The sequence below is a fragment of the Sphingomonas rubra genome, from assembly GCF_900115745.1.
Classification (GTDB): Bacteria; Pseudomonadota; Alphaproteobacteria; order Sphingomonadales; family Sphingomonadaceae; genus Sphingomonas; species Sphingomonas rubra.
Genome location: NZ_FOXP01000013.1, coordinates 34,127 through 44,896 on the forward strand (window position 1 = coordinate 34,127; position 10,770 = coordinate 44,896).

At 61.7% G+C, this 10,770-nt stretch carries 12 protein-coding genes and 1 pseudogene; 9 read left to right on the forward strand and 4 right to left on the reverse strand.

Annotated elements, in window-relative coordinates; translation table 11 throughout:
- The first annotated feature begins 715 nt into the window (after positions 1-715).
- The gene (locus BM145_RS14660) at positions 716-985 is read left to right on the forward strand and encodes a hypothetical protein (RefSeq protein ID WP_245739384.1); all 270 of its coding nucleotides are present in this window, start codon (positions 716-718) and stop codon (positions 983-985) included.
- Here BM145_RS14660 and BM145_RS14665 read toward each other — a convergent pair.
- The 4 genes and pseudogenes from BM145_RS14665 to BM145_RS14680 all read right to left on the reverse strand — a co-directional run.
- A pseudogene (locus BM145_RS14665) lies at positions 921-1,237 on the reverse strand (transposase); the annotation flags it as partial. The gene BM145_RS14660 and the pseudogene BM145_RS14665 overlap by 65 nt on opposite strands.
- A gap of 578 nt (positions 1,238-1,815) precedes the next feature.
- On the reverse strand, positions 1,816-2,481 hold the full coding sequence (locus BM145_RS14670; RefSeq protein ID WP_143090199.1) for a TadE/TadG family type IV pilus assembly protein: 666 nt from the start codon (positions 2,479-2,481) through the stop codon (positions 1,816-1,818).
- Positions 2,478-3,089: a TadE/TadG family type IV pilus assembly protein gene (locus BM145_RS14675; protein WP_177200231.1), complete on the reverse strand. Its 612-nt coding sequence runs from the start codon at positions 3,087-3,089 to the stop codon at positions 2,478-2,480. Before BM145_RS14675 ends, BM145_RS14670 begins: the two co-directional genes overlap by 4 nt.
- Positions 3,086-4,915 carry a TadE/TadG family type IV pilus assembly protein gene (locus BM145_RS14680; RefSeq protein WP_245739381.1) on the reverse strand — a complete coding sequence of 610 codons (1,830 nt, stop codon included), beginning with the start codon at positions 4,913-4,915 and terminating at the stop codon, positions 3,086-3,088. Before BM145_RS14680 ends, BM145_RS14675 begins: the two co-directional genes overlap by 4 nt.
- Positions 4,916-5,421: 506 nt before the next feature.
- Between BM145_RS14680 and BM145_RS14685 the strand changes: the two genes are divergently transcribed.
- The 8 genes from BM145_RS14685 to BM145_RS14720 all read left to right on the forward strand — a co-directional run.
- Positions 5,422-6,153, forward strand: a complete 732-nt coding sequence (locus BM145_RS14685; protein ID WP_093334416.1) for an integrase core domain-containing protein — start codon at positions 5,422-5,424, stop codon at positions 6,151-6,153.
- A gap of 137 nt (positions 6,154-6,290) precedes the next feature.
- Entirely contained in the window at positions 6,291-7,631 is a 1,341-nt protein-coding gene (locus BM145_RS14690) for an APC family permease (RefSeq protein WP_093334417.1), read from the forward strand.
- Between the two features lie 108 nt (positions 7,632-7,739).
- On the forward strand, positions 7,740-8,282 hold the full coding sequence (locus tag BM145_RS14695) for an SAM-dependent methyltransferase (RefSeq protein ID WP_093334418.1): 543 nt from the start codon (positions 7,740-7,742) through the stop codon (positions 8,280-8,282).
- A gap of 60 nt (positions 8,283-8,342) precedes the next feature.
- The gene (locus tag BM145_RS14700) at positions 8,343-8,573 is read left to right on the forward strand and encodes a hypothetical protein (RefSeq protein ID WP_143090200.1); all 231 of its coding nucleotides are present in this window, start codon (positions 8,343-8,345) and stop codon (positions 8,571-8,573) included.
- Between the two features lie 120 nt (positions 8,574-8,693).
- A complete protein-coding gene (locus tag BM145_RS14705; protein ID WP_093334420.1) occupies positions 8,694-8,954 on the forward strand; it encodes a DksA/TraR family C4-type zinc finger protein in 261 nt (86 codons plus the stop codon).
- Positions 8,951-9,841 (forward strand): exonuclease domain-containing protein, encoded by an 891-nt coding sequence (locus BM145_RS14710; RefSeq protein WP_245739383.1) that lies wholly within the window; start codon positions 8,951-8,953, stop codon positions 9,839-9,841. The genes BM145_RS14705 and BM145_RS14710 overlap by 4 nt, the downstream gene beginning before the upstream one ends.
- Complete coding sequence (locus BM145_RS14715; RefSeq protein ID WP_093334421.1) at positions 9,831-10,103, forward strand: hypothetical protein; 273 nt, start codon at positions 9,831-9,833, stop codon at positions 10,101-10,103. The genes BM145_RS14710 and BM145_RS14715 overlap by 11 nt, the downstream gene beginning before the upstream one ends.
- A 377-nt stretch (positions 10,104-10,480) precedes the next feature.
- The coding region (locus BM145_RS14720; protein WP_143090201.1) for a transposase at positions 10,481-10,770 on the forward strand (290 nt) is incomplete at its 3' end.

Sequence of the window (10,770 nt, forward strand, 5' to 3'; positions counted from 1 at the left end):
GCCCCGGACAACGCCGGCATCGGAACGCTTGGCACGCTGACGCGGCTTCTTGAGGTCGCGCGTGGGAAGGCTGGCACCGGCCCAGCGTGCTGCCCGCCAGCTGATCGTCGATCTCGCCGGCGCGTACCGCTGCCTCGAACCCGTCGAGGATTGCGGCTCGTGGTAATCAGCGGTGGTTCATGCGAGCCGGATAATAGCGCGGGCATGCCACCCCTTGAGTATCTGTTGATAGCCGTTTGCATGCTCCTCATTGTGGTAACGGGTACAGGCGTGATCGTCATCTCCCGGCTGCGAGCAAAAGAGCGTCACCGGTTTCGTAGACGTGGATACGATGGTCCCCGGCCTTGGTACGCTAAGCTGTGAGATCAGTCGCAGTTTGCCTGCTGATCGGCCGCCACGCGGGGTGGGAAGGCGACATCAAGTCGGTGTGTCCGGCAACGTTGACATCATCCTTCAATTTCTCTGCTCACCATCGCGGTTCGTCGATGGGACTCGAATCGGCTTGACGCCTTGCGCCTCTTAACGGAACATAAAGGGAACAAGCCGAGTCTAGACCATCATGCACGCCGTCTCCGAGTCGCCGCTCACCAGCATATCCGACCTGCGTGCCATGGCCACGCCAGTCACGGATCACCGCGTCATGCCCTTCAGGCTGAGAGCACTGGATGATCGACTCGCCAGCGGGGGCTTACGCGGCGGAGCGCTACACGAGGCCATGGCCAGGACATGCTCGCTTGCCGACGATGCGGCGGCGACGCTGTTCCTCGCCGGCATCGCCGCGCGCGAGTCGGCAGCAACAGGCGGGCCGGTTCTGTGGGCGAGCTGTCGTACCGACCTCTACGCTCCCGGGCTGGAACAGGCGGGTCTCGCTGCCGCCGACGTCATCCACGCGCGCCCCGGCGACGACGCAGCGCTGCTCGCCGTCGTCGAGGATGGACGTGCGCGACGAGCTCGCGCCGTCGCCCAGGCGTCAGGGCTTTTTTGACAGAACGTCCTGCAGGATGTGCTTGTCCAGGCTCAGGTCCGCGACCAGTTGCTTGAGCTTGCGGTTCTCCTCTTCGAGCAGCTTCAGGCGCCGCAGCTCGCCTACCCCGAGCCCGCCGTACACCTTTTTCCAGCGGTAGAACGTCTGCTCCGAGATCCCCATCCGGCGGATCACCTCCGCCACCGACGTACCCGTCTCCGCCTGCTTCAGCGCAAACGCGATCTGCTCTTCGCTATGCCTCGTCTTCTTCATGTCCCAGCTCCTCGCCCGCAGGCTTCAAAGGGCCGGAAAACTCTCACTCAACATGGATGAAAAAACAGGGAGGACGTCAAGACCATATCAAGAGCGTAATTGGAAGGAAAAGCGACCAGCCGAGGGAGGTGAGAAGTGTCCGGCGCTTTTTTGTCTCATTGGCAAAACTAAACCGCTTCAGCTTGTTTCGTCACATCAGACCAGCTCAACACGTATCGTTTGGTGGAGTGGTTGAAATCGATCGAGAAGCGCGGTCCAGGCAAATGGAAAAGTCGTTTTCTCACATAGCCAATATTCGTCCTTATAGAACCAACTTTTGGTACACATGCGGTTCCATGTAGCGCGCTAGCAATATCTCTAATTGAAAGTCCATCTTTATCGGCGCTTAGCAAGGCGTCGAAGATAATATCTTGCTCGCGTGTAAAGCTGACCACAACGCCTCCGCATCGAATGAAGCTTGCGTGCTTTGTGAACGGGAGAGATGGTTCAGAGGTCACGGATATTACCATAGTATAAAGCCTGACTGGCGTAGTTTGTCTTATTTACCTGCACTTGGATATGTTCGAGCTTCGAAAGCATCAGCAAGCAGCTTTGGGCGCGTTGCTTGGATTGTAGATTTGGGTCAGGTCGCGGCGGTCGCGGACCGACATGGCTGCGATCTCCACCATCGTCGTCGAGGGTGACAGCGAGGTGCGGATTAGCGGCTTGTACTCGTAGTAGACCTCAACGAACATCGTGGCGTTGTTGTCCTGTGCCGTAAACTTTTTGAGGCGTCCGATGCCGGAGAGATTAGTGGCCCCCGCCACGCCGAAGCCGGAAGCGTGCGTTGTCTTGGTGCCGCGGCAGCGCTGCCAGACAATCTTAAACTTATTGTCGGTGTTCGGGTTCGTCACCGGTTCTAGGTCGCTGAGGATGACGCGACCGCGATTGTACAGATCCAGATTGCCCCCCTGCATTCCTCCGCCGGTCAGCACGTCGTTGATGTCGGTCTCAGTTACCGTCTTGGCGGTGAGCAGCGTGCCACTGCCCATCCGAGCGGCATTGTCTGCCAGATGTACGGCGACCGCGCTGACCCTCATTCGCGTGGTCGCATAATTGGTCAGTTCGGCTCCTGCGAGCGACAGCGTCGTGAGCAGCGGGAGCGCAATACCAAATTCGATGAGCTGCACACCGCGTCGGTCGGTGAGAATGGGCTGAGCGAAGCAGCGCAGCAGTGTGAAGAGCGAGGCATGACGAACAGTCATGGGCAGTTCCTCAAGGTAGCGGCGCTGTAACTCTGCTGATCGGAGTAAGGCTGGTTCTGGAGCACGGTACGCGCCACGGTGGTGTAGGTCTTCGCGATGCCGAGCGCCCTCCAGTAGAACATGCGGGTGAAGTTTGCCGAGACGGTGTAGACGACGCGGTCTTTGGCGTTGCCCTGCCCCGCGTCGCCGCCATCCTTATCCCACAACTTATTGTTGTTTTCGTCCTGGTACGGCTCGCCGGCGTCGCAGGTCTTGTTGTTGTTGGTGTCGGTCCAGCTTTCCGGATCGGCAAGTGACGCATCCTGGAAGGTGCGGTAGTATCTGCGATTAATCTTTACCGTTGCGCTCTTTGAAAGATTGTAGATCGATCGCGTTACACGGGCGTCGAACTTCGCCTGTGATGCCGCGTCGGCGCCGTTCTCCAGCGTGGAGTCACGGGCCGCCTTCTGGACCGCGCCCTGCATGGCGGAGATCATGTATAACTGATGCGCGAGGTCAAACGCGCCGATCAGCAGCATCAGGAATGTCGGCGCGATGATCGCGAACTCCACTATCGTGGCGCCGCGGCGGTCACCGAGCAGGCGAGGTGCGAAGAAAACGCGCGTCACGAGGTGAGCCTCAGCTGCGAGATCTGGTCGGCAATTGACTTGAAGGTTGCTTGCAGCTGCGGCGCGTTGGTCGCGGTGAAGTACCGTCCCGAGGTGGCGCATGCCTTCAGACGAGTGACCGTCGAGGGGGCGAGCGTGCCAAATGCGACCACCCACAAAGTGATGTTCTTGTTTTTCACTGCGGAGCAGATCGCCGCGGTGCGCAGGTTGACCTGTTCGGTCAGCGTTCCCGTGTCGGTGCAGCCGCCGGTGGGCACGTCAGCCTTGGGTGTCTGGCGACGATCAAACCAAAGCACGCCGTAAGCCGTGTAATTGTCGGGGGCGGTGCACGCGTCACCGTCGGTCATGAAGATCATATGACGTTCGATGTCGCCTCCCTTCGACGTAGTCGCGTTGTCCGCCTTGAACAGGCCGGTAGGCGACATAAGCCTGGCCCCCCAGATCAATCCGATATCATGAAAGGTATTGCCTTCAGGCTTAAGGCTGTCGACGTAATCGTCGAAGTCGGTGGCATTCGGCCAAGCTTGCAGGAGGCGAGCCTCGGTCGGGCAGGCGTAATATGACTGATTCCCATAGTCTGTCGTGGTGGTGCTGGAGCTGAGGTTCCACCCGCCTGATCCATTGCGGGTGTAGACCACGCCGGGTAGAACCATGCCCCAGCGCGTCGCATTATCGCTGGGGACCTCGTCTATGTTCAGATCCTTTGCACCGGCAGGTATTGGCGAGAAGTTGGTCGTTCGAACGGTCTGACGTTCCTCAATGCAGCCATCCCAGGTGATGGTTCGGTTGCTACCGTCGTTTGCGAGCGGCCATTGGAAGCTACCTCTCCAACTACTGCCGTTCTTCAAGAGACTCACATCTACAGCCAGCTCATCATACTTCCAGCGAACGACGTTTTTATCACGGTATTCGTGGACGCAGTAATATGGTCCGTAAGTCACTCCGTTGTAGGTTCTGGTGGGGCCTACGACCCGATACTCACGAAGATCCGTATCGGCTTTCTTGATGCAGGTGTCGTACTGCTTGGCTTCGTAGAAGCTGTCCAACTTCCAGCTTCCGGATGATTCCCGACCATCGATTTTTCGGGTTTGATACTTCCAGCTGTCAGCAAACCATTCTGGCTTCAACAGCCGGCCAACGTTAACGTTGGTAGCATATGGAACGAATCCGAAGCGGATCTGTACCTGACTACCGGTGCCTCCACTCGGATTTCCAGTGGTGCAGTTGGCATCCGTGTCGAGTCGTGCAACAATTTCGTAGAAGCATTTCACTGCGACCTTGAGACTGTCCAGCTTTGTCAAAGTGTCGCCACTGGGCACGTCCTGCATCGACCCCGTCGTATCCAGCACAAACATGACGTCGGTGTTGGGCAGTCGCATCTCGGCATCGCAGCTAACAACCAGCGTCTGCGTTGGCTTGGAGAAGATCTTCATCAGCGTCATCGGCACGTCGGCTTGTGCGCGGCCGCTGACCTTGCCAGCGGCCTCCGTGAAACTGCGCTGTATGTTCTTGGAGCCGTAGGCATTGTCCTCGAAGTTGCCATCGAAGAACAGGTTGGCAGCCTTCAGTGGGGCATTGTCACTTTGCGTCCAAATGCCCGCGCCCATCGATTTGCGGCCGGCGAGCGCGCCGGCGTCGCAGCCGTGCTGAAGGCGCGTTTTGACCAAGTAGAGGCGACTGAGGTCAAGGCCACCACCGACCATGCCGGCCAGCGGCACCATTGCCGCGGCGGCCATCACCAAGGTATTGCCGCGCCGGCTCTGGCGAAGGCGGGTGAGGAGGCCTTCCGTGGAGATCACCTTGCATCGGTTATCACTCATCAACATGTCCGGCAGATCGTTTCCAGCGCCATGATGTGCGATGGTCTGACAAAGCAGGATAAAGCCAAAAGGTTAACAGCGACGTAATTAGCGGCGCTGAGGGGCTCGACGTCCTCCCGGTTTTTTCATCCATGCTGAGTGAAAGTTTTCCGGACGGCATTGTCAGACCAACGTGGCAGCCCTCGATTCAGCGCTGTCGTTTTAGACAAGTTAGACCGCTGAACTATGCTGAGCGTGCTGTCAGTATTGTGATCTTGCTCGGTGGTTTCTGAGATCGGTTGCCGTTTGCCTGCTCATCAGCAGGCAAACGGGGTAGAAACTCGGCCTCCGGTCGGTCTACCCCGTTGCTTTGACAGCTCCCCCGCTGGCCATCAGCCAAATCAGGTCGCTCATCCCTGTCTCCTCACGGAGCCTGAATCAGATCGCGACCCCACATCAATGGGTCCTGACCCTAGGTGTTTGATCCCACGGTTTGATGGTGCGATCCTTTCGTTGGAATGGAAGGAAGCCGTATGGGACAGGTACGTCATGGGTGCGCCACGACCACGCACGCCGTCCGAGCAGCAATACAGCGATCGCAAGCTTCGCTCGCGACGCTGAGCCGTGAGCTGGGGATCAACCCGAAGACGGTCGCGAAGAGGCGGAAGCGGGCGACGGTCGAGGACCTGAAGACCGGGCCGAAGGCCCCTCATTCCACCACCTTGTCCGAAGCCGAGGAGGCAGTTGTTGTGGCGTTCCGGCGGCACACGCTGCTGCCGCTGGATGACTGCCTCTACGCCCTGCAACCGTCGCTTCCGCATCTGACGCGCTCAGCGCTGCATCGTTGCCTCCAGCGGCACGGGATCTCCCGCCTGCCGGATGTCGAAGGCGACAAGCCCAAGCGCCAGCGCTTCAAGCGTTACCCAATCGGCTTCTTCCACATCGATATCGCCGAGGTGCAGACTGCCGAAGGCAAGCTCTACCTGTTCGTCGGCATAGACCGCACGAGCAAGTTCGCGGTCAACGGACAAGTCGAACGGATGAACCGGACCATCAAGGAGGCGACTGTCAAACGCTTCCACTATGAGAGCCACGACCAGCTCCGGACGCACCTCGCCGACTTCATGGCCGCCTACAACTTCGCCCGCCGGCTCAAGACGCTCTGCGGCCTCACCCCTTATGAATACATCGCCAAGATCTGGACGTCAGAGCCAGATCGATTCATCGTCGACCCGATCCTCCAAATGCCGGGACTGAACACCTAGGCTGGGGGTGGCGATCGCGTCGGTTGATCGTCCTTGGCGGCCGCTTCATCGAACAAGGAGATGGCCTTGGAACCCGATCGACGATTACGTCGAACGACACTCGTGTCATATTGCTGACGCGCGCTACACAAGGATGAATGGACCAGACCGCGCTCTCAACCCACGATCACTTAGCGACACCGCGGCCGACGCTCGGCATGCGACACGGTCTGGCGCTGTGTATCGGCATCGTCATAGGCGCAGGCATCTTCAGGGCTCCGGCAATGGTCGCCGGAGCCGCCACAAGCGAGGCGATGTTTCTGGGCACGTGGGCGCTTGGCGGCCTGCTCTCGATCATTGGTGCGCTCTGCTATGCGGAACTCGCGTCCTCCCATCCAAACGCGGGCGGTGACTTCCACTTTTTGGAACTGGCATTCGGTCGCAATCTGGCGTTCCTCTACGGCTGGGCACGGCTCACCGTCATCCAGACCGGATCGCTAGCGCTGCTCGCCTATGTGTTCGGCGACTATCTCGCGGCGCTGTGGCCAGCCGGTCCCAATGCGAGCAGCGTTTATGCCGCCGCGCTGGTGATCGGACTTAGCGGCCTCAACTGGCTCGGTATCCGGCAAGGGGCAGGGACGCAATTCTGGTTGACCTGTGCCGAGGTCCTGGGTCTCGTCGCCGTCATCATCGCCGGGCTGTTCTTCGCGCCCGAAGCCGTCCGCTTGCCCCGCGCAGAGCGGGAGGGATCGCTGGGCCTGGTCCTCGTCTTCGTATTGCTGACCTACGGCGGGTGGAGCGAAGTCGCCTACATATCGGCCGAACTGAGGGATGCGCGTCGTCGCATGGCTCCGGTGATGGTGACCGGGCTGGGGCTGGTCACCCTGCTCTATGTGCTGGTGAACTGGGCCTACCTGCGGGCGCTCGGGCTCGACGGGGTGGCGGGTAGCGAGGCAGTGGCTGCCGACGTGATGGCGCGGGCTTTCGGTCCCGCGGGCGCGGCGTTGATCAGCCTGATCATTGCGATTGCCGCCCTCACATCGGCCAACGCCACCGTCATTACCGGTGCGCGCACCAGCTATGCGCTGGGCAGGGCCTTTCCCCGCCTGTGCTGGCTCGGTCGCTGGAGCGCCACGCGCGACACACCGGGGAACGCCGTGCTTCTTCAGGGGGCGATCGCCGTGATCCTCGTGGCAGGCGCCACCTTCGGCCGCGATGGATTCAGCGCGGTCGTCGAGTACACCGCCCCGGTCTTCTGGTTCTTCCTCCTCATGGTAGGCGCGGCGGTCTTCGTCCTCCGACGCCGCGCACCGCCGCCGCCTGGCTGCTTCCGTGTGCCGCTCTACCCGCTGATACCTTCGCTATTCTGCGCGACGAGCGCCTACCTCCTGTACTCCAGCATCGCCTACACGGGGGCGAGCGCCTTGGTCGGCGTGGTCGTGCTCGCCCTCGGTGGGCTGCTTCTGCTGCTGGTACGAACCCCGCCGACGAGACAGTAGACGCCGGACGTTCGCGCCAATGGTCTTGATGCGTCGGCGGGATGACGAGGCGCGATGGATCGTCGAGGGCACTAGCCCCATTGGACCACCGGCGATACGCAACCGCGAATGTCTCGCCGTTCGACCGTCGCCGCACTCTGCCTGACGCTTCTGGCCAGCGGTAGTGTGGCGCTGGGTGCGCGCTGCCTGTCACCGGCCGTTGCCAGGTGTTCGTGGGCGGCGCTCACCGGTAACGGTCCTGCGCTCGACGTACCCTATCTCGGCACTCGTCCGGCCGTGATCGCCAGGATGCTGGACATGGCGGCCGTCGGCCCCGGTGACCGCGTGCTGGACCTCGGCACCGGCGATGGTCGCATCCTGATCGCTGCCGCCAGACGGGGCGCATCGGGTACCGGCGTCGACATCGACCCGGTCCTAATCGGCGAGGCTCGAGCCGCCGCTCTGACAGCAGGAGTGGCCGAGCGCACGCGCTTCGTTGCCCAGGATCTGTTCGCCACGCCGCTAACAGGCAACACAGTCGTAACGATGTTCCTGCTGCCTCGGGTCAACCTGCGGCTGCGACCGCGCCTGTTGCGCGAACTGCCCCCCGGCACCCGCATCGTCAGCCATGCGTTCGACATGGCCGACTGGGCGCCGGACGTCACGGACTAGGTCAGCGGATCAAACCTCTACCTTTGGCGAGTGCCTGCCCCAGTCGCCGGCGAGTGGGTTTTGGACGACGGCGCCCAACTGTCGATGAACCAGGACTTCCAGATTCTCGGTGGCACGCTGAGCCGCGTGGGCCGGGTCGAGACGCTCACGAGTGGCGTGCTCAGCGGCAACCGCATCCACTTTTCCGCAGGGGGCCGCAGCTTCCAAGGCATTGTGGACGGCGAGACGATCAAGGGCGTCGGTTGGAAGGCTCACCGTGTGACTGCACATCCCCGTTCTGGAACCTTCTGACCCAGTTCCGGCCGTTCACGGATCGCTTTCGGCTCTCCAGTTTCGGCCACTCATTCAGCCAGGTAGACCCGACCCAGTTCTCTACCCATATTACTGAGAGAGGTTCGCTGGAGAGGAACAATGGCAGGCGGATGGACGCGCGACGGTGCGGTACAGGATCAGATCGACGACACGGTGGCGGACGCGGTACTTGCCGCCCGCGCCAGTATGCCGACCGGAGATAGCGAGCCGTTCTGCGTAATCTGCGGTGACGATATACCTGAGGGCCGTCGCCGCGCGATCCCGGGCGTGGGAACCTGCGTCACTTGCCAGAGCGGCCGCGACCGTCCGCTTGCTTCCGCGTTCAACCGCCGGGGCAGCAAGGACAGCCAGCTTCGATGATGGCGCCAGTCGGTGATGACCCCGCGCCCGACTTCGTCGTGATCGACGTTGAGACCGCGTGCTCCCGCGTCAGCAGCATATGTCAGGTGGGCGTGGTCGGCTTCCGCGACGGACGCGAAATCTTTGCGTGGGAGACGCTGCTTGACCCGTGCGACGAGTTTCATGCGGGCAACATTCGCGTCCACGGGATCACGGCCGATCACGTGATGGGTCAGCCGACCTTTGCACACGTCCACGGCGTTATCGATCGGCACCTGACAGGACGTATCACCGTCGCCCATTCGCTTTTCGACAAGGGGGCGCTCGCCGCCGCATGCCGCGTCCACGATCAGCCAACGATCGAGACCCGCTGGCTCGACAGCGTACGCATCGCCCGGCGCGCCTGGCCCGACCTCGACAACCATCGTCTAGGCGGTCTCGCCCGTTTCCTTGGCGTGCCACACCGTCACCACGATGCGCTCAGCGATGCACGCGCCGCCGGTTGGGTGATCGTCCGGGCGATCGAGCATACCGGCCTGTCGCTTGCCGACTGGATGGCACCGCCACGCCAGCCCGGCCCGGCGCCGAGGCCTGCATTGGACGGACGGCTTGCAGGCGAGAAGGTCGCGCTTCTGGGCGAACACAGAGACGGCGCGCTGGCGCGTGCGATTGCCGCTCAGGGCGGCACGATCCACTCATCGGTTGGGCTCACAACGACCATGCTGGTCGTTGCGGCACGTCAGCCTTTTGGACGATCCGTGCTCGGGAGCACCGCCTACCGTCGCGCAGCTAGGGCGATAGCTGACGGTCGTGAACTGAGGATCGTGCCCGCGTCCGCGCTGGGGCTCGACTGTCTGTCAGCCCAACCGATCAATATTCCTATGGACACCGTCGCCGATGCCGCGTGACGTCGCCTCCGACGACTACGCCCGAGGGCGACGCGACGGTCTGCGCCTGGCAGTCGCCATTCTAGCCGCGGAAGAAGCCAAATGGGCCGCTCTTCTCGGAGAGAGTCCCTCGTGGCGGACCAACGCGACACGCGAGGTGCGGCACAAGACGCTGCAGGTGGCCCAGGTACGTGTCCGGACCGCACTGAACAGGCTTACGCCGCGCGGCGATGACCGGATCGATGCGGAGCTTGCTGCCGCCATCGACGCGGCAGGACTGTAGCTGCCGACCGCACGGCCAAAATCTCTCGCGCGCTACGGTTCGGATCGCCATCGTGCGGGCGCGCCTTACAAAAGCACTCAAAATAGAAGACCCACTTTCGTTCCCTTATCTCAAGTGGATGATGTCCCAGCTTATGCCATTCGTTCATCGCGTATTTAAGCAAGCCAACCGCAATGCCGCATGAGCGAACGACCGGACATAGCGAGCAGCGTGCGTCCACGCTTCGAGCATGACACCGATGCCGCGGACCTAGCCGACCTCAGCCGGCCTTTCGCACATAATCACGGGTGGAGGCTCCACCACCTCATCATGCGGCCGCGTGAGGTGGCCCCCTAAATGACCTGACAGGATCTCGCCCTTGGATAAGAGTGAGGCATATGACTGACGGTACGACCAGGCGTTACAATGACGGCGAGGTCCTTTCCGGTGTTCAGCGCCGGAGGCGATGGACACCGGAAGAGAAGGTCCGGATCGTCGAGGAGACGTATTTGCCCGGCATGAGCGTGTCGCTCGTCGCCCGGCAGCATGGCATCAGCGGCAGCCAGGTCTTCACGTGGCGCAGGCTGATGAACCAGGGCGCGTTGACCGCCGCGGCAGCCGGCGAGGAAGTGGTGCCGGCGTCCGAGTACCGCGCCTTAGAGACGCAGGTGCGCGAGCTGCAACGGCT